The following is a 19,807-nucleotide window of genomic DNA, read 5'->3' on the forward strand; positions in this document are numbered from 1 at the left end:
AAAAAAAGAGGAAAAGCGGTCTGCTTTTCCTCTTTTTTATGGAATAAAACCTAATTTAGCTCTGCCAGTAATTGCTGTAAGGGTTATAATACACCGGCTGATTCCATTGCTGATATCTCTGTCCGCCAAACGGCATGCCGCTTTGATCACTGCTTCCAGGCAATTGACCGAACGGGCTTCCCTGGCCTCCTTGCATGCCTCCGCCTTGATCCATTCCCGGCATTTGGCCGAACGGACTTTCCTGACCGCCTTGCATGCCTCCGCCTTGATCCATTCCCGGCATTTGGCCGAACGGACTTTCCTGACCGCCTTCAGGTGCAGATCCTCCACCATTTTGCGGAGATTCTGGCTGTTCCTGCTCTTCTTCTTGCGGCTGCTCCTGCTCCTCAGTTTCAGGTTGACCTTCCTCTTCTGGCGGAGCTTCTTCTTCCATTTTTGGAGGTTTCGGCATCACTTCGAAGGATTTGACATTATTCACATTTACCTGACTTGTCGTTAATGCAGGAAAGGACACAATAAATACCGCACCTGATGGTTTATCTAAGTAGAATAAAAATGCCTCTTTTTCCGTACCATTTGTAAAGGTCAATTTCACCCATTTATACAGACCTTCATTTAATTCATCTGTTGATGACAGACGAAATGGATGATACATCTGATATGGATATGGATAGTAATTCATCATTCAAGCTCCCTTCTCTATTCACACATCCATACTATATGCCCATTATTTGTCCTATGTTTTTAATGGAAAATGCAACCTTTTTTCACCTTCTAACGACTATGTAGTTTAAAGGGGGGAAATGGATGAATTGGAAAATCATTTTTTGCTTATTGCTGATTTCAGGCATCTTTTTTGTAAATGATGAAAAAGGCTATGCCTGCTCTTGTGCAAAGCCGCCTTCAGTTCAATCTGAATTAGAAAACAAAACGGCCATTTTTTCAGGGAAAGTGTTAAAAATAACTGAAAACAGCAAGAAAAAGGCGTTAATAGAGGTTGATCAAATTTGGAAAGGTCCTTCTCAATCACAACTTATAATTGAAACAGAAAGAGATTCAGCAGGCTGCGGTTTTGATTTTAATGAAGGGCAAACTTATCTTGTTTATGCATATGGGGAAAAGAATACTCTTGAGACAGGATTATGTGAGCGAACAGCTTTAGTTAAAGACTCTGGGGATGACATAAGGGTTCTCGGTGCAGGAAAAGAACCTGAAAAGCAAGTGAATTTAGAACATCAGCTTGATTTCAATAGATTAATGTGGATTATTGTTTTTGCTGTGACTTTCATCCTTATTTTCATCATAGTTTATAAAAGAAAAAAATAAGAAAAAAAGACACTTCACTAGCTTGTCAGGCTAATGAAATGTCTTTTTCTGTTAAAATCAGCACTCTTCAGGAGTACCTGTATTCGCAGCCGTTCTAAAAGATGAACCGCATCCGCACGAGGCAATGGCATTCGGATTATCGATTGTGAATCCGCCCCCCATAAGGGACTCTTTGAAATCAATTTTTGTCCCTTTTAAAATAAGGGAGCTTTCTTTATCAACAAGCACTTTGATGCCATGAACTTCAAATTGAGTGTCGTCATCATTCGGTTCTTGTTCAAAACCCATGCCGTACGATAAACCGCTGCAGCCGCCGCCTTTTACACCAACGCGCAGAAAAGCCTGCTCTTCACCGTTTTCTTTCATCATATCTTTTATCTGATAAGCTGCCGCTTCAGTAATTATTACAAAATCATTCATTTTCTTGTTCCTCCTTTGCCAATCATCCAAAGGCTATACAGTAAGTATACCCTTTCTATTTGGAACTCTCAAATGAAACACTCTGCTATTTGTCGTAGAAGTACACCCCTGTACAAATAACCTCTGCAGGACCTGTCATTAAAACATTACCCTCTTCGGTCCAATTAATCAGAAGATCTCCGCCGGCAAGGTGGACAGTTGTATCCAGCCCTCTTTTCGTATGCCCATTAAGAACAGAAGAGACAACGGCTGCACAAGCACCCGTCCCGCATGCCTGAGTGACACCGGAACCTCTTTCCCACACTCTGAAATGAAGTTCATTTTCCGCTGCCACTTCAACAAACTCAACATTGATGCAATCAGGAAAAAGGGGATCTTTCTCAACTCTTGGTCCAAGTGTTAACACTGGTGCTGATTCAATGCTGTCCACATAAAATATTAGATGAGGATTCCCCATTGAAACGGCTGTACCATGATAGACACTGCCGTCAAATTCAAGTTGTTCGTTTATGACTTTTTCATCAGGAGTGCCAGCCATAGGAATTTCAGCCCGATTAAGCTTGGGCTGCCCCATATTGATTGTTACTCTGCTGACTTCGCCTTCTTCCACTTCAAGCTTAGCATGAACCAAACCTGAGAGTGTTTCAATCGAAAATTCTTTCTTTTCTATCAGTTTATTCTCAAATGCATATTTCGCAACGCAGCGAAGACCATTTCCGCAGTTTTTCCCCTCTGACCCATCACTGTTGAAAATCCTCATCTTTACTGGCGCTTTCTCAGATGGACAAATCAAGATCATTCCATCTGATCCAATGCCGGTAAAGACATTCGATACTTCCTTTGCAAGCTGAGGAAGCATTGACTCTTCAATTTGTTCTTCAAACATGTTTACATATATATAATTGTTGCCGAGTGCATGCATTTTCGTAAATTGGAATTGTTTCATACTGTTCTCCCTCTTTTTTCTTTTTATAAGTATAAAATGCTGGAAACAGGATCACAATAGAAATATCCCCCGTTTGTTATAGATAATAAAAGCTCCCTGCTTTGGTGCAGGGAGCTTTTATTCGTGATCCTACTATGATTAAAACATAAACATCCCTGCAATTGCCGCACTTAAAAGGTTGGCAAGGGTTCCTGCAGCTATAGCTTTAAAACCAAGCCGTGCAATATCCTGACGGCGGTTTGGAGCCATACCGCCAAGTCCTCCAAGCAAAATGGCGATAGATGACAGGTTGGCAAATCCGCAAAGTGCAAAGCTTATGATAGCTACCGTTTTATCTGACAGCGCATCAAGCTGCGGTGCAAAATTTGAATAAGCAACAAACTCATTCAGTACCAGCTTTTGACCGATAAAGCTTCCTGCCTTCACAGCTTCTTCCCAAGGAACGCCGATGATAAAGGCAAGAGGTGCAAAGACATATCCAAGAATAAATTCAAGCGTTAAGTTAGAAGCTCCAAAAATCCCTCCGATAAAACCAAGAATTCCGTTTAATAGGGCAATCAAAGCGATAAAAGCTAAAAGCATGGCACCAACATTCAAGGCAAGCTGAAGTCCTACAGAAGCTCCCTTTGCAGCAGCATCAATTACATTTGCCGTCTCCTCATCGCTTTCCATCTTAACGCCTTTCATCGTTTCAGGCATTTCCGTTTCCGGAATAAGTATTTTTGCCATGATAAGTCCTGCAGGTGCAGCCATGAAGCTTGCAGCAAGCAAGTACTCAAGAGGAACTCCAAGTGCAGCATAGCCGAATAGGACAGATCCCGCAACTGAAGCAAGTCCCCCTGTCATGACAGCGAACAATTCTGATTTTGTCATTTTTGCTATGTACGGTTTAATGACCAACGGAGCTTCCGTTTGCCCTACAAAGATATTAGCAGCAGCAGAAAGCGATTCTGCTTTACTTGTCCCTAGTAATTTCGATAAACCGCCGCCTAAAATTCTGATAATCCACTGCATAACCCCAATATGATATAAAACAGAAATTAACGAAGAAAAGAAAATAATGATTGTCAGCACATTGAACGCGAAGATGAAGCCTGTTGGCTGCGATGGATCTCCAAGTGAACCAAATAGAAATCCAATTCCTTCACTGGCATACCCTACCAGGTTCTGTACAGATTCTGTCAGTCCTTTAAAAGCTCTCGTTCCAGGCTCCCATTTTAATACCAGAAAAGCAAATAAAAGCTGAATGGCAAGGCCGCCAAGAATCGTACGGACTTTAATATGACTTTTTCGTTCCGATAGGAGAAAAGCGATGGCAAAGAGAACTGCAATTCCCATTAATCCCCATAAAAAATTGATCATTTCTTCACCTCAGGCAATCGTTTTTGATGTGTCTAAAATAACAGGCGATAGCTGGTATGTCCATATCATTGTGACAAATAATGATATTTTCCGACAAATCAACTAGTTGCACAAACTTAGGTTGCATCTGAATGGATTTAGTTATTCAAAAAACGCTATTCACCATTTTATAATACTTTATACCTATATATGTGGTATGATTTTATTACAATTTACCCTGTTTTACTAATGGGAGGAACACTATATGAATAAGCTTGATTTCCTATATGATAAGAATATAGATTGTCCAATTTGCAAACATACATATACAACAAAAAAAGTAAAAAGAGGCTTCATTCGCGCTGTCAATCATGACACTGATTTTTGTTCTTATTATAGTAAAAATGAATTCAGCCCTCTTCTTTACTATGTAAATGTGTGTCCTGCCTGCGGTTTTTCAATGTCAGAAGAATTCTCTCCTGTTTTTCCTTTTAGAACAGAGGAAATAATCAATGATAAGATACGTGCAAACTGGGGGAGAATGAATTTCTGCAAAAAGAGAAGTGTTAAAGATGCCATTCATACATACAAGCTTGCTATTTATTCTGGAGTATTGAAAAAAGAAAAACACGTCTCAATGGGGGGACTTTATTTAAGGCTTGCCTGGCTCTACCGGACGGAGCAGATGGAATTACAGGAGAACCGCTTTCTAAAATTAGCCTTGGAGGAATATATCGCTTCTTATATTAATGATGATTTCTCAGGCACACATTTAACTGAAATGAAAGTTCTCTATTTAATAGGTGAACTGAGCAGAAGATCAAATGAGGAAGCTCAGGCTGCACTCTACTTTTCAAAAGTCATTGAAAAGCAAAATAACACCGAGGAAAAAGTGATCGTTGAAATGGCAAAAGACAGATGGCGCGAAATGAGGGAAATGAAGCAAAAGTGGACGGTTCAGTAAAAAAACGCGTACTGAGTGTACGCGTTTTCCTAGAACATAGGATTCTCATCCAAGTAATCATATATGTTTTTAACTAACTCTTCAGATGATTCCCCAGTTACAACCTCACCGTTTACAAGGGCATAAAGAGAAGCATAGCATTTTCCGCAATATCCAAGACATCCGTATTCAATAATGTCCAGGTTAGGATCTTTTTCTAACTTTTCCAAAGCAGCTTGTGAACCGTTCGCTAAATTGCTTATACAAAATTCTATTATCGGTTTCAACTTCATCACCTCACACCTGCAATCCTATGCTACCTCTTTCTATGTACTATCGTCAATAATTAACGTTTTATGTTATACTTTTTTCATAAATACCAACACATTTTCATGAAAGTGATTTACTAATGAGCGGGTTAACAGATTAATAGATGACTTTTTCATAACATATTGTGGTTTATCATCAAATTCGTTATACTTTTAGATGGCATATTGCAAAGGTTTTCTTAATCACTGAATTAACCTATAGATAAGAATATTACTCACTTTAAGAGGAGAAAAAGGGGAATCTGCAATGAAGAACTTAGTTATTCTTGGCGGTGGATACGGCGGCATGCGCGTCCTTCATCGACTTCTTCCAGGTCAGCTGCCTGAAGATGTGCAAATTACACTCATAGATAAAAATCCCTATCATTGTTTAAAAACGGAATATTACGCACTTGCTGCGGGAACGATTTCAGACCATCACATCCGCGTAGATTTTCCTGAGCATGAGCGTCTGCACTTAACATTCGGGGAAATCACTTCTGTCGATCTTGAAGAAAAAAGGGTTTATCTGAAGAATCAGGAACCGATTTCATATGATGATCTTATTATCGGATTAGGCTGCGAGGACAAGTATCATAATGTTCCAGGTGCAAAAGAGTTTACACACAGCATCCAGACAATCGATCAATCAAGAGAAACATATCAGCTTCTTAATAACTTAAGCGGCGGAGCTTCTGTTGCAATCGTTGGCGCAGGACTCAGCGGAGTTGAGCTAGCGAGTGAACTCAGAGAAAGCCGAAAAGATCTTAAAATTACACTTTATGACCGGGGCAAAAACATTCTTTCCAGTTTTCCAGAACGTTTGAGCAAATATGTTCAAGGCTGGTTTGAAGATCATGGCGTAACTATTATCAACAGTGCCAACGTGACAAAAGTAGAACAAAACGTTCTATATAATCATGATGAGCCGGTTTCTTACGATGCCATCGTATGGACTGCAGGCATTCAGCCGAATAAAGTCGTCAGAGATCTGCCAGTAGACAAAGATCCACAGGGACGTGTCGTCCTGACAAAACAGCATCACCTTCCGCATCATGAAGATGCATTCGTTGTCGGAGACTGCGCAAGTCTTCCACATGCACCAAGTGCTCAGCTTGCCGAAGCTCAAGCTGAACAAATTGTTCAAGTTCTGCTTAAAAAGTGGAATGGCGAAGAACTGCCTCAGGACTTCCCTGCCTTTAAGCTTAAAGGGGTACTTGGGTCGCTTGGCAAGAAACACGGTTTCGGCCTTGTGAATGACCGTCCTTTGATTGGACGAGTTCCGCGTTTGCTTAAGTCAGGAATTCTATGGATGTATAAGTATCATAATGGATAAGTAAAAAGGGGCTCTCCAATAAATCCCTAAAATAAAAGCAGGAAGGAAAAATAACCATTTTTTCCTTCCTGCTTTTTTTAGTTGTTCTAAATATGTATCCATGAGCGATTAATCGTTGCAAATAGTCTTTTACAACAGATCCTTTATTAGGTATTTTCAGCGATTTGCCATACAGGCACTTCTTTCCGTTCCATGCGTATGATAGTGCATAAGCCTATTGCTGCGAGGTGCAGAAGATGTATATGCCAAGACGAAAACTTTTTTACAATAAAGATCTTGCGGAATTTCTCCTCCATATGTGTGTATATTCATACCGCCAGTTTTTAAACAACGGTCCGGTGGAACCTGTTCCGGGATTCAAGCTGGTTAAAGCTTTCAAATCCAGCGCAAACGGCGTCATGGAATGGTTTGGATTTATCCTCGAATCAGACGATGCAGTGGTGATTGCGTTCCGGGGTACACAATCGGATGCAGACTGGATCGCCGATGCCACCATCCGCCAGACTCCTTATCCCTATATTCAAAACGGCGGCCTCGTGCATCAGGGATTTCAGTCGATCTATTCCCAGTGCCGGGACGAAATCTTCCAAACGTATTCAGCCCTCTCAAAAGTGAAAAATCTCTTTATTACCGGGCATAGTCTTGGAGGAGCACTAGCTGTTCTTCACGCTGCCGATGCAGCAGTAAACGCAGGATTCCGGTCTATCGTCATGTATAACTATGGGGCTCCTAGAGTAGGAGACCGGCAGTTTGCGGCTCTTTATGACCAGCTTGTTCCAAACAGTATCCGCTTCGTCAACACCACCGATTTGGTGCCGAAACTGCCTCCTGTCTTTGTTTATAATCCTATGACGAAGCTGAAATACTTTTACAAGCATGTTCATACTCCGTATTCTTTTACAATTGAAGCAGGCTCCATAGCGGGCAATCATATGCCGGACACGTATTTTCTTGGAATCGAAGGATTATCCAGACTGGTTTACGTGTAAAGCAGTTTTTCTACCATGAAGAGTCATTAAAATAAACAAATTTAGAAATATTATGCAGAAACATACCCATGCTTCTCCATTTCAGCATAAATGGTTTTCAGTTTCGGATTGCCTTCCCCTACTACTACTCCATCGATGACAACTAACGGATAAAAATACTCGTCATTTGCGATTTTCTCTGCAAAACTCTTTTTCTCTGGATTGTCTTGAGGCGCAAATACATCGACATATTCTATTTTGAACTGCTGCTGCGGGAATTTCCTTGAAATTGCTGCTTCCAGCCATTCATATGTTTCTTTTGATGAGGGGAGATTCACACAGCTTGGGCATAGTACTTCAGCTCCATAAATACACACTTCCACTTGTTTTTTCATCGTATTCCCCCTTTTCTTAAGTTTCATTGTAAGGGAGTAAGCGTTTTTTTTCCATGAAAACTTATCTGCTGAAAGTATCCGTTTTTATTCCGCGCGGAATATGTTAAAATAGGAGCATTAACAGATATTACATCAATCATATGAATAGATTTTCAGCGGTTTTTTGAATATAATAGCAGGATAAGGAAGGAGTCGATTATTTTGACAACAGAAACACAAATGGTAGAACAAGTACAGGAAGTATTAGATAAATTACGTCCATTCTTGCTTCGTGATGGCGGAGATTGTGAGCTGGTTGATATAGAAGACGGCATTGTAAAATTACGCCTTTTAGGAGCATGCGGCAGCTGCCCAAGTTCAACCATTACACTTAAAGCTGGAATCGAACGCGCACTTCTTGAAGAAGTTCCTGGTGTTGTGGAAGTAGAACAAGTTTTCTAATAACACAAAAAAAGATGGTGAGCCCGCTCACCATCTTTTTTGTGTTTATAGATACTTGTCGAACCATCCTTTGATATGATTTAACCGGTCAATTCGAAGCTTAGGATGCCCGCTTCTGGATAATTCATGGTTTGCTTCCGGAAAGCGCACAAATTTTGTTTCTTTTTTCAGGCGTTTTAATGCGATATAAAGCTGCTCAGCCTGCTCAACAGGACAGCGGTAGTCTCTTTCGCCATGAAGGATTAAAAGAGGCGTTTCTACGTATTTGACATATTTTAACGGCGAATGGTGCCATAGTTTATCAAAATCATTGATCAGATCTCCGCCGATTTCCCACTCTGTAAAGTAGTAGCCGATATCACTCACTCCGTAGAAGCTGATCCAGTTGCTGATTGAACGCTGAGTGACAGCTGCTTTAAACCTGTTTGTATGACCCACAATCCAGTTCGTCATAAAACCGCCATAGCTTCCGCCTGTTACACCTAACCGATCTGAATCAATATAATCATAGGTTTCAAGTGCATAATCTACTGCACTCATTATATCCGTATAGTCGCTTCCGCCATAATCACCGCGAACCTGATCAACAAAATGCTGTCCATATCCATGGCTTCCTCGAGGATTGGTATAGAGGACGGCTTTTCCGCTTGCAGCAAGCATCTGAAACTCATGGAAATAGGTATTGGCATACATGGCGTGCGGACCGCCGTGAATTTCAAGAACGAGCGGGTATTTCTCTCCATCCTTAAACCCAGCCGGCTTCATGATCCAGCCATGGAGCTCAAGTCCATCTTGTGCCTTCCACTTTATTGCCTCAGGAACAGCAAGTTCAATTTTCTGCAAGAATTCTTCATTCACATTTGTGAGCTGACGATTTTCCCCTGTACTAAAATCAAAGAAATACAGATCCCCAGGATGATCGGGACGGCTGATGCCAAGAACTGCCGTATGACTTCCAGTGTGAACCGATAATCCGTAAACATGCTCCTGTTCAAACCTTACCGGAAGGGTTTGTCCTTCAAGTGAGCCATAATAGACACCTGTATTGCCCTGATCGGTTAAAATAAAATAAAATCCCTGGCTGTCCTCTGTCCAAATCAGGCCTGGATACACACTGCCTGATATAAAATCGGCAACAGCGGCATCACTGATGTGTACGTCCCAATCAGCTGAATAGCACGTTAACTCTCCTGATTTCATGCTGTACAGCCAAATTTTTGAGAAAGTTGCACTTTGGAATTCTTTTTCATGACCCAGAAAAGACAAATAGCTTCCATCTGGCGACCAGGATAGATTGCCAAAGAAACCATTGCTATTTGTCAGCTGCTGCTGCTCGTTCGTTTCTAAAGATAGAATAAAAACGTCTGAGATTAACGTTTGATCGGGATCATCCGTCATATTCGAAGTAAACCCAATCGATTTCCCGTCTGGGGACCAGGCTCCGTCGTTATAATCAAACTCCCTAGAACCAATAAGTTCAAGCTCCCCTGTTTTTACATCTATAATGGCAAGCTGTCTTTTACGGTTCTTTACAAAACCCGCTGCATCAGACTTATACCTCATATCTTCCACAACAAGCGGCTCAGGCTGCTTCTTCTCATCCTTATCCGCTTTGTTTAATTCGTCTGTTGGCGCCAAAGAAATGGCTGCAAGGATTTTCGTCCCATCCGGACTCCAGACAGGCTGTGAGACAGATAGATGTTCTTTTGTGAGGGCTTTAGCCTCCCCGCCTGCTGCTGACATGACAAACAGCTGATTCTTTCCATTTCGGTCTGATAAAAAGGCAAGACTGCTTCCATCAGGAGACCACCTCGGGGATGTGTTTTTGCCTTCACCGTATGTCCATTGACTGGATGTGTTTTTTTCCAAGTCGTTTAAAAATAGATTCGATATGTATTGATGTTTTTCTTCATGAATGGATGTTTGAACGTAAACGGCTTTTGTGCCGCACGGTGAAACTTGAGGATCATTGACGGATTTCAGCTTGTATAAGTCTTCCGCTGTCATCCCTCTTTTTTGCTTTATACTTTCCATTTTGATCAGCACCAACCTTTCCCTGTAATTTTTTTCGGCATTCTATTTATTTCGACAAGCTAAATAAATTTCCTCCTAAAGCAGAGTAAAATAGATCCCAAAACTAAAAAAGCATCCTCCTATGAGAATGCTCTATCCAATCGAATCCCGAACTTGTCCAGTGCAGGCTTCATAATAAACAATTGATCCCTCTAAGACTGGTGTCAGCTCATCAACTTCACATTTAGGAAATTGAGCTTTAAGCAGTTTAGCGAGTGTTTTCCCTTTCCCTTTAGCCGTAAATGCCAGGACAGTCGGCCCCGCACCGCTGAGTGCTGCACCATATGCGCCTGCATCCATAGCAGCTTCCTGTACTTTCGAAAGCTCCTTAATCAGAGTTCCGCGGTAAGGCTGGTGAAATAAATCTTTCTTCATCATTTTCCCTGCAAGACGCCAGTTGTTTGAAAGAACAGCCGCTACTAAAACATTGCTGACTGCACTTGCTTCTACTGCCCCGTTGTATTCCAAGTATCCGGGAAGCACGTCGCGGGCATCTTTAGTATACAGCTTGTATGGCGGGACAACTGCCACCAGATCAATGTCGACTTCATGAACAGCCACTAATTCTGTTTCTTGCTCCTGATGGAGTCCCACAACTAATCCTCCGTACAAGGATGCTCCTGCATTATCGGGATGACCTTCAATAATACTGGCCAAATGCAGCTTTTCTTTCATACTTAACTGCAAGCCGCATAATTCATTTGCAAGCTCCACACCCGCCACGATAGCAGCAGCACTGCTTCCCAGGCCCCGTGCCATCGGAATATCGCTCCAGACTTCAACTGAACAGGCGGGCAGTGCAGATTCATAAGAAGATGCCACTCTTTTCGCCACTTGATAAATGAGGTTTTCTTCATCTCTTGGAATATCGAGCATTTCCTCATTTAACGGAATAAAAGACCATTTTGCAGCAGGAATGACCTTCAGTTCCAGATAACGATTAACAGCAAGACCGACAGAATCAAAGCCAGGCCCTAGGTTCGCCGTGCTTCCGGGAACTTTTATCTTTAACATGTCGCCGACCTTCACCATGCACCAACTCCCTTAAGCTGCTCCATAACGGCAAGCTCATCGTTAGGAAGCACGATTGGTTTAATTTCTGAGAGATCAACAGCCACGTTTGGATCCTTTAATCCATTTCCTGTTAAGACAGCAACTGCTTTAGCTCCCTTTTTATAAACGCCTTTCTTGGCACTCTTTATTAATCCTGCAATAGAAGCGCATGAAGCAGGCTCTGCAAAAATGCCTTCAGTCTTCGCCAAAAGCTGGTAGGCCTCAATAATCTCCGCGTCTGTTACTTCATCAATAAATCCGCCCGATTGCTCAGCTGCATTGACAGCTTTGTCCCAGCTTGCCGGGTTGCCGATCCGAATGGCAGTCGCAATGGTTTCAGGGTTTTCAATCACCTGATTGCGCACAATTGCAGCTGCTCCTTCTGCTTCAAAGCCTTGCATTTGCGGGAGACCAGTCTGATGCATGCTGTCATATTCTAAAAAGCCCTTCCAATAAGCAGAAATGTTGCCTGCATTGCCGACAGGGATTGCCAGAATATCAGGAGCTGCTCCCAATGCGTCGCAAAGCTCGAATGCAGCTGTTTTTTGCCCTTCAAGACGGTAAGGGTTCACAGAGTTTACAAGAGTAATAGGAAGCTTCTCAGACATGCTGCGGACCATTGTCAGCGCCTGATCGAAATTCCCCTTGATCGCAATAATTTCTGCCCCGTACATCACTGCCTGTGCCAGTTTTCCAAACGCAATTTTTCCGTCAGGAATGACAATAATGCATCGCATTTTCGCTCTGGCTGCATAGGCGGCTGCTGCAGCAGATGTATTTCCAGTAGAAGCACAGATTACTGTATCACTGCCTTCTTCTTTCGCTTTTGCAACAGCCATCACCATGCCTCTGTCTTTAAAAGAACCCGTTGGATTGGCGCCTTCTGTTTTCGCATATAGCTCAAGTCCAAGCTTCTCTGACAGAGTCGGTAAAAAAACAAGAGGGGTATTCCCCTCGTTCAGCGTAAGTAAAGGTGTTTGATCATTTACGGGCAAGTAATTCCGGTATTGATTTAAGAGACCTTTCCACATCATGAGTAACCGTTCCCTTCTACGCGATATGAGCTTTTAATGCCATGAACGACTTCAAGGTCAAGCAAGTTTGCCAAAATCTCATCAAAGTCTTTGTTTGATGCCTGATGCGTAACAATCACAATTTCTGCCAGATTGCTGTTTTTAAGCGGAAGCTGCAGAATCTTCTCAAAGCTGACACCGCGTTCTGAGAACAAGGAAGTGATTGTTGAAAATGCTCCGACTTGATCTTTTACATGAATGCGGAGGAAATGCTGAGCATAGATTTCATCGCTCTGCTTCAATGCTTTTTCAAATTGAGGAAGAACAGCGCTTCGTCCATTTACCCCAAGTCTCATATTTTTCAAGACGCCCACTAAATCAGAAACGACAGCTGTTGCGGTCGGCAGGCTTCCTGCACCCGGGCCGTAGAACATCGTCTCTCCTACAGCTTCCCCGTACACATACACAGCGTTATATTCGTTATTAACCGATGCCAATGGATGATAATCAGGCAGCAGGGTCGGCTGTACGCTGACTTCGACTTTATTGTGGTCGCGGTTGGCGATGCCGATCAGCTTCATTGTATATCCAAGTCTCTTGCTGTAGCTGATGTCCTCATCTGTTACTTCACTGATGCCTTTCACGCTTACATCCTCTAAGTCTACGTGCATAGAAAAGCCAAGGCGGGCAAGAATCGCCATTTTGCGGGCAGCATCGAGTCCTTCTACGTCCGCAGTAGGATCTGATTCTGCGTACCCAAGATCCTGGGCTTCTTTCAGCACTTCTTCATAAGGACTGCCCTGTTTGCTCATTTTTGTTAAGATGAAATTTGTTGTACCGTTCACAATACCCATCATTTTGTTGATCCGGTCTGAAGCAAGTCCATCTACTAAACTTCTTAAAATCGGAATCCCGCCGGCAACACTTGCTTCATAGAATAAGTCACAGCCATTTTCTGTTGCCGCATCTAAAAGCTCCGTGCCATACACGGCCATTAGATCCTTATTTGCAGTTACTACATGTTTTTTCGCCTGAAGAGCTTGAAGAATATATTCCTTTGTATGCTCGACACCGCCCATTACTTCAATAATGACATCTATTTCAGGATCATGAATCACTTCATCAGCATTTCTCGTCAGAAGCTCTCTTCCGAATTCAACTTGTCTTTTTTTATCAACATCCTGTACGAGGACCTTTTTCACTTTAACGGGACAGCCTACTTGGTGCATCAATTTATCCTGATGATCGTTTATAATTTTCACTACACCGCTTCCAACTGTTCCCAGTCCCAATAAACCAACTTGAATTGCTTTCATGAATTTATCCACTCCCTCGATGTCCTTCTAAGAAATACATTTGTATATGTATGATAGACATTTTCTATTATTGTCATTATAAACAGTGTGCTATTGCTTATCAATAGAGAATTTTCAGTATTTTTTATGAAATCGCTTTCTTTGTTGATTATACTAGGATTATATTTTTTGGAAAATATAAAATAAAATGACGTGCGGGGGGATCGCACGTCATTTTATTTATTCTCGGTCAAGCTGTATATCATTTTCGCTTTCAACAGTTACATCAAAATGGCCTTTTCGTTCAAGCTTTTCTTTCTCAAGCATGGCTTCTTCCTCGGTTGGAAAGATGGGTCCGTCAAAGACCCTCTCCATCGTCTCTTTATCTGTGTACTGCACTAAAAAACTGTTCATATTAAAACCTCCCGTTTTAGAAGACTATACCCCGCTCTTTGCAGAAGTAATCTACTTTAAGGGTGTGATGGGCGGTTTCCCTGTTAAAACTGAAAGGATGTTCTGAACACAGCAATCGATCATGGCGTATCGTGTTTCAGCCGTTGCACTGCCTATATGCGGGAGAGCTACTGTATTTGGCAGCTTTAACAGCGGGTGATCGGCGCTGATTGGTTCCTTCTCAAATACATCAAGTCCCGCTCCTGCAATTTCACCTGATTCAAGGGCTTTTATCAAATCTTTCTCCACAACTGTTCCGCCGCGTGAAGAATTAATAAATAGAGCTGAAGATTTCATTTTTCTGAAGCTTTCAGCATTGAACATATGCTTCGTTTCATTCGTAAGCGGCGTCATGCAGACGACAAAATCTGATTGTGCCAGCAGTTCATCAAAGCTTGTATAAGCCGCGTCCAGGTTATTTTCCGCATCGTAATCTCTTGACCGATTGTGGTACAGGATATTCATATCAAACCCCTTGGCACGTTTTGCAACAGCCTGTCCTATTTTCCCCATGCCGACAATGCCGATTGTTTTATGGTGAACATCTGCACCCGCAAGCAAAAGCGGACTCCAGCTAGTCCACTTTCCTGCCTTCACATAGTCTGCCGCTTCAACGACCCGTCTTGCCGCTGTGAGGATGAGCGCAAATGTGAGGTCAGCCGTTGTATCTGTTAAAACATCAGGTGTATTCGTAATGATGACCTTTTTTTCCTTGGCATATTGAAGATTAATATTGTCGTATCCAACGGCAAGGTTTGCAATCACTTTTACGTTCTCTGCTTTATTAAGCAGCTCCTCGTCAACTTGATCGGAGAGCATCGTCAAAAGGGCATCTGCTTCTTTAGCTTTTTCAAGGAGCAGACCGCGGGGACATGGGACATCTTCCTTCTCCCACATTTCCACTTCTCCCAATTCCTTAAGCGCTTTCAATCTTTCTTCAGGACATTTTCTTGTTATGAATATTTTTGGCGTTTTCATCCTCTCACCCTTTTTCCATTTTCTTTTATCTTATCACATAAGGTGTGAGAGGAATGAACAGGTCTTAAAGCCAATGTATAGCCGGCAAATAGATTTTTTTCGTCCGCATGGACAGTAGTTGCGCATATGATTTCAGAAATCCCTCATACTTGGAAGAATTCTTGAGCATTTCCGAAAGCTTCGCTTCATAATAGGGTTTATCCGTTTCAGATGATAAATAGTAATCTTCAATGCATTCAAAATAATGAATCGGCAGCAGCAGGCGGCTGTAAATAAGTCTCCATGAAAAAGACGAGAGCGGTGTTGTCCGGTCATAATCCTCTAAAAGTAAAAACCCGTCCTGACGCAGTATTTCTGGCTGATCGAAAAATTGGTTTCTTAAATATTCGGCAATATCCCTGCTGCAGTGATCGAACACCCAATCTGTCGGGATTTTCACAAGTCCTGATGATCTCCAAGTGTCCGAATAGAATCTGTGATGGCAGACTGTTGCTGAATCAATAGGCTGCGGCTCATCGTCAAGTTCTGTGTCCACTAAGTATTGAATCGCATTTTCGGCAAGGCCCATATAATATGGAAAAGATTCAGCGAACATTTTTTCAAACGAATCAAGCGGCTGCGAACTGATTTTTCCGCGCCAAAACCCTTCTAACTGATCTGTGCGCTTTTCCCACAGCACCTTCCATTGGCCGATTCTGCTTATTTTTGAAACCTGATAAGGATAGCTTCTTGCTTTTTGATGAAATCGTGCGAGCTCTCTTCCCACCTGATACACACGCTCACTTTGAACATATGCGGTTTTCAAAATTCCATATTTCCTTTTTTCCCACTCTATATATAAATTCCCTTGCTTTGTTAACAAAAAAACCGCTACAAACGGGTCTCCGCGTTCAAGCAGAAATTGACTCATATTATACAGTTCATAAAGCTCTTCATCGTCTATATGCGAAAGCGGGACAATCAAATAAACGTGCTGATGATATGAGAAAGCATCATAATTTCCTACTCTGAATGTCTCTGCCACTCTAAGTCCATATTGTTCCCGAATCAATTTTTCCACGAGTTTCTCCCCCATATTCAGATAAAAGTCCTTACCCTATCCTAATCGGAAATTTACTCATTTATGTATATTTTGAATCGTAAGTTAAACACTTTTTAATGATTGACATTTTCATTACACATTCAGAAGGCCGTTTGCGTAAAATAGTAAAAAGAAGATTGGGTGAAATGGATGAAAGAAAAAGAAAAGATGGACATTGTTGAAAAAACAGCAAGACAATGGATACAGGACCGCGGAGTAAAGGTAGAAGATATCGCAGAACTCGTATATTTTCTGCAAGTCAAATATCATCCTTCATTAACAATCGATCAATGTTTGGAGAATATAGATCGAGTACTATCAAAAAGAGAAGTGCAAAACGCCATTTTAACCGGCATACAATTAGATATTCTGGCAGAGAAAAAAATGCTTGAGGAACCCCTTCAAGCCATCATTGAAAGTGATGAAAGCCTATATGGAGTAGATGAAATCATCGCCCTGTCCATCGTCAATATCTATGGATCAATCGGTTTTACGAATTACGGCTACATCGACAAAGAAAAACCCGGAATTCTTAAATTCCTGAACGACAAATCAACCGGAATGGTCCACACCTATCTCGATGACATCATTGGGGCCATTGCTGCTGCAGCATCAAGCAGGCTTGCGCATCGGGCTAAGAATACGGAATAACATAGAAAAGCGGAGCCGACTGGGCAGACTCGGGCAGACAGATAAGGATCCAACAGTAAAGGCGCTTTTTGCCAATGCTTGCTGATCCGTTCTGGCCGAGGGGCTAGGAGATGGAGCTGGACAGCAAGAAAAGCGGATCCGTTTTACTATGAGTTTTTCACATTGTTTGCTGTTTTGTGTATTAGTTAGCAAATATGACCTTTTTATAGATCAGCAATAGAAAAAAGCGCATCATATCCGATGCGCTTTCTGCGTTCTTTAGATTTTGTCAAACCACTCTTCTAATGAATCAACCGTATATGTCGGCTTTTCATCGTAATTAAGCAAATGCTCGCGAAGAGTCACTCCAGTGTGTACAAGGAGAGTATCCAAACCTGTATTCATGCCCGCTTTGATATCCGTGTCATAGTTATCCCCGACCATTAACGTATCTTCAGGATCTGTGCCCAATACTTTTAAAGCCTGTTCCATTATAATGCTTTCCGGTTTGCCGATAAAAATTGGCTTAACGGCAGTTGATACGGCAATCACCGATGTTAAGGAGCCGTTCCCCGGGAGCAGCCCTCGTTCTGTAGGTATGGCAATATCCCCATTAGTTGAAACGAACGTTGCCCCATTGCGGACAGCGATACAGCCCAATGCTAACTTTTCATAGTTAATGCCTCTGTCTATACCCTTTACGACAAAATCAGGATTATCATCCACAAGCTTCAGGCCCCGTTCAATCAATGCCTGCTGAATGCCTTCTTCACCAATCACATAAACAGTTGCATCTGATTTTTTCTCGTAAATGAAATTTGCAGTTGCCTGACTTGTTGTAAATACTTTATCTTCGTCTGCAGGGATGTCAAATAAATTTAATTTATCAGCTACTTGCTTTGGAGTTCTTGATGAATTATTTGTAACAAATAAATACGGTATTTCTTTTTCTTTTAATAATTTAACAAAATCGCTTGCTTCTTCAATTCGTTCTTTGCCGCGATACATGGTTCCATCCAGGTCAATTAAGTAGCCTTTGTACTTCTTCATCTATCTCACTCCTTGCTTTATGTAAAAAAAAAATTAGACGCCTTCTTAAAAAGAAATCGTCCATTCATTATAATACGTTTATTCTTTAATGTCTAAAAGCGGAAACCGGCCCAAGTTCATTTTCCAGATAAACCCTTACACGGGATGGGAAATTTTGAAGCACCTCTGACTGTTTTTTCAAGCTGTCTGTAAGAGCAGTGTGATCGATGGATAGATACTCCTGGACGAGCTGTTTACGGAAACCGATTACTTCTTTCAGTCCGGCAGCTTCATCCTGTTCAACCACTTTTTCATCCAGCATAATATCGATAATATCCTCATAGCTGCCCGGGTCTCTCATAATAAATCCGTCAATAATGGCATTCCCTGTATCCAGTATGGCTTCAATCATCATTTGCGCTAGACGTTCAAGCGCTTTCACTTCTATGTCTGTTTTCCATTCATTGTGCTCACCAAATAAAGTAAAATTCTTTTCAAAATAAACCAAGGTTTCTTCAATTTTATCACGATCCACAAAATACATCTTTTGACACTCCCAACTTTCTTACTCAATACTTGTATTTTATCACAATTTGGCCGATTTCAATATTTCCTTGCAGCTGGTTTCGGTAAAGATGAACGTTTGCTATGATAGAGGAAAATGATATGGAATAAAGGGGAAATGATGATGTCCGAACGATTTTATTTATATGATGATACTGTTGAAACAAAAACACGCTTTGTCAGCTTTATGGGAGAAAACAGCCGCTTTGATCTAGCCATTGTTAAGTCTGACCGCTATTACGGCAAACACCTTGTTCTGAATTTATTGAGCAGCCGTTTTGCCATTATCGGCGAAGATGACCTGAATGAACCGGGATATATTGAACATGCCTTCAGTCTCGAGGAAGACGAAGCAAATGAGCTGAGGGAATTTTTGTATGAAATGGTGTAAGGATAATAACTAGTCATCGATCGTACACTAAAAAAGAAAAGCGGAATCGCCCGTTTAGCTCCGACAGACAGATAAGGATCCGTCAGAAAAGGCGCTTATCGCCTTTACTGACGGATCCGTTCTGGCCGAGGAGTTGGGCGATTCCGCTTGCCATCAATTCACTAAACTTTATACTTTCTTATCTCTCGAAAAAAGCAGGTGAGACAATGGATGATAAAGAAAAACGGGAGTACACGGATTTTTCAAATGTTGAAGATATGAGGAATTTGGTGCTGCCTGAAATTTTTCCTGAGGGGCCATACGGTGCACCTCGCGGCAAGGATGAACCTGTGGAAAACAAGAGTTCAGAGTGGAAAGAAGGCCAGCGGTATTACAGCGCATTTAACTATGAATTCAAATCGCTCCATCAGAATTTGCCAAGGCAGTACCCTGGAGCACATCCTCCCCACGACGATCCTGAGAAAAACGAAGAACCTCCTTATACGTCAAAATAATAAGCCGCGGATTTCCTCCGCGGCTTATTTCTTTATTCTTTTTAAGACAAAATGGGCACAGCCGAAGTTGCAGTACTCAAATATGTACTCATCAAGTGTACTGATTTTTGTGTCATAGGAGGCTTTTTGATTTTGATCGTCAAAAAAGCCTTTAAGTCTAAGCTGGTTATAACCCCAGTCACCGACGATGTAATCATATTTATTCAGAATTTCTGAGTAACGCGCTTTAAAAGCCTCTTCATTAAAGCCATTTTTTTCGTCTTTAATGAGCTCAAAGCTATGATTTTGAACCGTTATCACTACTATCACCTCGCATGAAAGCTGTCTAA

Annotated in this window: 24 protein-coding genes; 8 read left to right on the forward strand and 16 right to left on the reverse strand. The window is 41.7% G+C overall.

All coding sequences use genetic code 11. The features are described from left to right. Window positions 1–55: 55 nt before the first annotated feature. Window positions 56–685 carry a hypothetical protein gene (locus E2R53_RS14460; RefSeq protein WP_133312470.1) on the reverse strand — a complete coding sequence of 210 codons (630 nt, stop codon included), beginning with the start codon at window positions 683–685 and terminating at the stop codon, window positions 56–58. A gap of 122 nt (window positions 686–807) precedes the next feature. Here E2R53_RS14460 and E2R53_RS14465 point away from each other — a divergent pair, with 122 nt between their 5' ends. Beyond that, the gene (locus E2R53_RS14465) at window positions 808–1,326 is read left to right on the forward strand and encodes a hypothetical protein (RefSeq protein ID WP_133312471.1); all 519 of its coding nucleotides are present in this window, start codon (window positions 808–810) and stop codon (window positions 1,324–1,326) included. Window positions 1,327–1,383: 57 nt separating this feature from the next. Here E2R53_RS14465 and E2R53_RS14470 read toward each other — a convergent pair whose 3' ends face one another. The 3 genes from E2R53_RS14470 to E2R53_RS14480 all read right to left on the reverse strand — a co-directional run bounded on the left by E2R53_RS14470 (window position 1,384) and on the right by E2R53_RS14480 (window position 4,051). Continuing rightward, window positions 1,384–1,746, reverse strand: coding sequence for a HesB/IscA family protein (locus tag E2R53_RS14470; RefSeq protein ID WP_133312472.1), 363 nt, complete (start codon window positions 1,744–1,746; stop codon window positions 1,384–1,386). 85 nt (window positions 1,747–1,831) lie between these two features. Further along, window positions 1,832–2,692 (reverse strand): diaminopimelate epimerase, encoded by an 861-nt coding sequence (gene dapF, locus E2R53_RS14475; RefSeq protein ID WP_133312473.1) that lies wholly within the window; start codon window positions 2,690–2,692, stop codon window positions 1,832–1,834. Between the two features lie 138 nt (window positions 2,693–2,830). Beyond that, window positions 2,831–4,051, reverse strand: coding sequence for a NupC/NupG family nucleoside CNT transporter (locus E2R53_RS14480; protein WP_133313070.1), 1,221 nt, complete (start codon window positions 4,049–4,051; stop codon window positions 2,831–2,833). Window positions 4,052–4,298: 247 nt separating this feature from the next. Between E2R53_RS14480 and E2R53_RS14485 the strand changes: the two genes are divergently transcribed. After that, window positions 4,299–4,997, forward strand: a complete 699-nt coding sequence (locus E2R53_RS14485; protein ID WP_133312474.1) for a DUF2225 domain-containing protein — start codon at window positions 4,299–4,301, stop codon at window positions 4,995–4,997. Window positions 4,998–5,026: 29 nt separating this feature from the next. Here the strand turns inward: E2R53_RS14485 and E2R53_RS14490 are convergent, their stop codons facing one another. Next, on the reverse strand, window positions 5,027–5,269 hold the full coding sequence (locus tag E2R53_RS14490) for a YuzB family protein (protein WP_070876045.1): 243 nt from the start codon (window positions 5,267–5,269) through the stop codon (window positions 5,027–5,029). Between the two features lie 283 nt (window positions 5,270–5,552). Between E2R53_RS14490 and E2R53_RS14495 the strand changes: the two genes are divergently transcribed. Further along, a complete protein-coding gene (locus E2R53_RS14495) occupies window positions 5,553–6,620 on the forward strand; it encodes an NAD(P)/FAD-dependent oxidoreductase (protein WP_133312475.1) in 1,068 nt (355 codons plus the stop codon). Window positions 6,621–6,862: 242 nt separating this feature from the next. Continuing rightward, window positions 6,863–7,609, forward strand: a complete 747-nt coding sequence (locus E2R53_RS14500; RefSeq protein WP_133312476.1) for a lipase family protein — start codon at window positions 6,863–6,865, stop codon at window positions 7,607–7,609. Window positions 7,610–7,659: 50 nt separating this feature from the next. Here E2R53_RS14500 and E2R53_RS14505 read toward each other — a convergent pair whose 3' ends face one another. Next, entirely contained in the window at window positions 7,660–7,983 is a 324-nt protein-coding gene (locus tag E2R53_RS14505) for a YuzD family protein (RefSeq protein ID WP_133312477.1), read from the reverse strand. Between the two features lie 219 nt (window positions 7,984–8,202). On the opposite strand from E2R53_RS14505, the gene E2R53_RS14510 reads away from it, so the two are divergent. Then, window positions 8,203–8,424 (forward strand): NifU family protein, encoded by a 222-nt coding sequence (locus tag E2R53_RS14510; RefSeq protein WP_070876112.1) that lies wholly within the window; start codon window positions 8,203–8,205, stop codon window positions 8,422–8,424. Between the two features lie 45 nt (window positions 8,425–8,469). Here the strand turns inward: E2R53_RS14510 and E2R53_RS14515 are convergent, their stop codons facing one another. From E2R53_RS14515 to yutH, 7 genes are all read right to left on the reverse strand, one after another. Beyond that, entirely contained in the window at window positions 8,470–10,458 is a 1,989-nt protein-coding gene (locus tag E2R53_RS14515; RefSeq protein ID WP_133312478.1) for a S9 family peptidase, read from the reverse strand. A gap of 132 nt (window positions 10,459–10,590) precedes the next feature. After that, window positions 10,591–11,529 carry a homoserine kinase gene (gene thrB / locus E2R53_RS14520; protein ID WP_133312479.1) on the reverse strand — a complete coding sequence of 313 codons (939 nt, stop codon included), beginning with the start codon at window positions 11,527–11,529 and terminating at the stop codon, window positions 10,591–10,593. Beyond that, window positions 11,523–12,581 (reverse strand): threonine synthase, encoded by a 1,059-nt coding sequence (gene thrC, locus E2R53_RS14525; RefSeq protein ID WP_133313072.1) that lies wholly within the window; start codon window positions 12,579–12,581, stop codon window positions 11,523–11,525. Before thrC ends, thrB begins: the two co-directional genes overlap by 7 nt. After that, entirely contained in the window at window positions 12,581–13,879 is a 1,299-nt protein-coding gene (locus E2R53_RS14530; protein WP_133312480.1) for a homoserine dehydrogenase, read from the reverse strand. Before E2R53_RS14530 ends, thrC begins: the two co-directional genes overlap by 1 nt. A gap of 219 nt (window positions 13,880–14,098) precedes the next feature. Then, window positions 14,099–14,272, reverse strand: a complete 174-nt coding sequence (locus E2R53_RS23330; RefSeq protein WP_165970995.1) for a hypothetical protein — start codon at window positions 14,270–14,272, stop codon at window positions 14,099–14,101. Between the two features lie 51 nt (window positions 14,273–14,323). Beyond that, window positions 14,324–15,289, reverse strand: a complete 966-nt coding sequence (locus E2R53_RS14535; protein ID WP_133312481.1) for a 2-hydroxyacid dehydrogenase — start codon at window positions 15,287–15,289, stop codon at window positions 14,324–14,326. 64 nt (window positions 15,290–15,353) lie between these two features. After that, window positions 15,354–16,349, reverse strand: coding sequence for a spore coat putative kinase YutH (gene yutH / locus E2R53_RS14540; protein ID WP_286166210.1), 996 nt, complete (start codon window positions 16,347–16,349; stop codon window positions 15,354–15,356). A gap of 171 nt (window positions 16,350–16,520) precedes the next feature. Here yutH and E2R53_RS14545 point away from each other — a divergent pair, with 171 nt between their 5' ends. Continuing rightward, entirely contained in the window at window positions 16,521–17,021 is a 501-nt protein-coding gene (locus E2R53_RS14545) for a phosphatidylglycerophosphatase A family protein (RefSeq protein ID WP_133312483.1), read from the forward strand. Between the two features lie 258 nt (window positions 17,022–17,279). On the opposite strand, the gene E2R53_RS14550 is transcribed toward E2R53_RS14545, so the two are convergent. Next, the gene (locus tag E2R53_RS14550; protein ID WP_133312484.1) at window positions 17,280–18,050 is read right to left on the reverse strand and encodes a TIGR01457 family HAD-type hydrolase; all 771 of its coding nucleotides are present in this window, start codon (window positions 18,048–18,050) and stop codon (window positions 17,280–17,282) included. Window positions 18,051–18,135: 85 nt separating this feature from the next. After that, window positions 18,136–18,573, reverse strand: a complete 438-nt coding sequence (locus E2R53_RS14555) for a DUF86 domain-containing protein (RefSeq protein WP_133312485.1) — start codon at window positions 18,571–18,573, stop codon at window positions 18,136–18,138. 144 nt (window positions 18,574–18,717) lie between these two features. Between E2R53_RS14555 and E2R53_RS14560 the strand changes: the two genes are divergently transcribed. After that, window positions 18,718–18,984 carry a DUF3055 domain-containing protein gene (locus E2R53_RS14560; RefSeq protein WP_070877938.1) on the forward strand — a complete coding sequence of 89 codons (267 nt, stop codon included), beginning with the start codon at window positions 18,718–18,720 and terminating at the stop codon, window positions 18,982–18,984. Window positions 18,985–19,190: 206 nt separating this feature from the next. Beyond that, a complete protein-coding gene (locus E2R53_RS14565) occupies window positions 19,191–19,478 on the forward strand; it encodes a cytosolic protein (protein WP_070877939.1) in 288 nt (95 codons plus the stop codon). Window positions 19,479–19,502: 24 nt separating this feature from the next. Here E2R53_RS14565 and E2R53_RS14570 read toward each other — a convergent pair whose 3' ends face one another. Continuing rightward, window positions 19,503–19,778, reverse strand: a complete 276-nt coding sequence (locus tag E2R53_RS14570; RefSeq protein WP_070877943.1) for a YutD family protein — start codon at window positions 19,776–19,778, stop codon at window positions 19,503–19,505. Window positions 19,779–19,807: the final 29 nt, after the last annotated feature.

The organism is Peribacillus frigoritolerans (assembly GCF_004358755.1).
Taxonomy (GTDB): Bacteria; Bacillota; Bacilli; order Bacillales; family Bacillaceae; genus Bacillus_P.

Excerpts from the sequence above, each read along its gene's own strand:
- E2R53_RS14505 (WP_133312477.1), bottom strand. The coding sequence starts at position 7,983 with ATGAAAAAACAAGTGGAAGTGTGTATTTATGGAGCTGAAGTACTATGC.
- E2R53_RS14510 (WP_070876112.1), top strand. The coding sequence starts at position 8,203 with ATGGTAGAACAAGTACAGGAAGTATTAGATAAATTACGTCCATTCTTG.
- E2R53_RS14530 (WP_133312480.1), bottom strand. The coding sequence starts at position 13,879 with ATGAAAGCAATTCAAGTTGGTTTATTGGGACTGGGAACAGTTGGAAGC.
- E2R53_RS14465 (WP_133312471.1), top strand. The coding sequence starts at position 808 with ATGAATTGGAAAATCATTTTTTGCTTATTGCTGATTTCAGGCATCTTT.
- E2R53_RS14550 (WP_133312484.1), bottom strand. The coding sequence starts at position 18,050 with ATGAAGAAGTACAAAGGCTACTTAATTGACCTGGATGGAACCATGTAT.
- dapF (WP_133312473.1), bottom strand. The coding sequence starts at position 2,692 with ATGAAACAATTCCAATTTACGAAAATGCATGCACTCGGCAACAATTAT.
- thrB (WP_133312479.1), bottom strand. The coding sequence starts at position 11,529 with ATGGTGAAGGTCGGCGACATGTTAAAGATAAAAGTTCCCGGAAGCACG.
- E2R53_RS23330 (WP_165970995.1), bottom strand. The coding sequence starts at position 14,272 with ATGAACAGTTTTTTAGTGCAGTACACAGATAAAGAGACGATGGAGAGG.
- E2R53_RS14515 (WP_133312478.1), bottom strand. The coding sequence starts at position 10,458 with ATGGAAAGTATAAAGCAAAAAAGAGGGATGACAGCGGAAGACTTATAC.
- E2R53_RS14535 (WP_133312481.1), bottom strand. The coding sequence starts at position 15,289 with ATGAAAACGCCAAAAATATTCATAACAAGAAAATGTCCTGAAGAAAGA.
- E2R53_RS14545 (WP_133312483.1), top strand. The coding sequence starts at position 16,521 with ATGAAAGAAAAAGAAAAGATGGACATTGTTGAAAAAACAGCAAGACAA.
- E2R53_RS14555 (WP_133312485.1), bottom strand. The coding sequence starts at position 18,573 with ATGTATTTTGTGGATCGTGATAAAATTGAAGAAACCTTGGTTTATTTT.
- thrC (WP_133313072.1), bottom strand. The coding sequence starts at position 12,581 with ATGTGGAAAGGTCTCTTAAATCAATACCGGAATTACTTGCCCGTAAAT.
- E2R53_RS14565 (WP_070877939.1), top strand. The coding sequence starts at position 19,191 with ATGGATGATAAAGAAAAACGGGAGTACACGGATTTTTCAAATGTTGAA.
- E2R53_RS14560 (WP_070877938.1), top strand. The coding sequence starts at position 18,718 with ATGTCCGAACGATTTTATTTATATGATGATACTGTTGAAACAAAAACA.
- E2R53_RS14460 (WP_133312470.1), bottom strand. The coding sequence starts at position 685 with ATGATGAATTACTATCCATATCCATATCAGATGTATCATCCATTTCGT.
- E2R53_RS14500 (WP_133312476.1), top strand. The coding sequence starts at position 6,863 with ATGCCAAGACGAAAACTTTTTTACAATAAAGATCTTGCGGAATTTCTC.
- E2R53_RS14495 (WP_133312475.1), top strand. The coding sequence starts at position 5,553 with ATGAAGAACTTAGTTATTCTTGGCGGTGGATACGGCGGCATGCGCGTC.
- E2R53_RS14485 (WP_133312474.1), top strand. The coding sequence starts at position 4,299 with ATGAATAAGCTTGATTTCCTATATGATAAGAATATAGATTGTCCAATT.
- E2R53_RS14490 (WP_070876045.1), bottom strand. The coding sequence starts at position 5,269 with ATGAAGTTGAAACCGATAATAGAATTTTGTATAAGCAATTTAGCGAAC.
- E2R53_RS14470 (WP_133312472.1), bottom strand. The coding sequence starts at position 1,746 with ATGAATGATTTTGTAATAATTACTGAAGCGGCAGCTTATCAGATAAAA.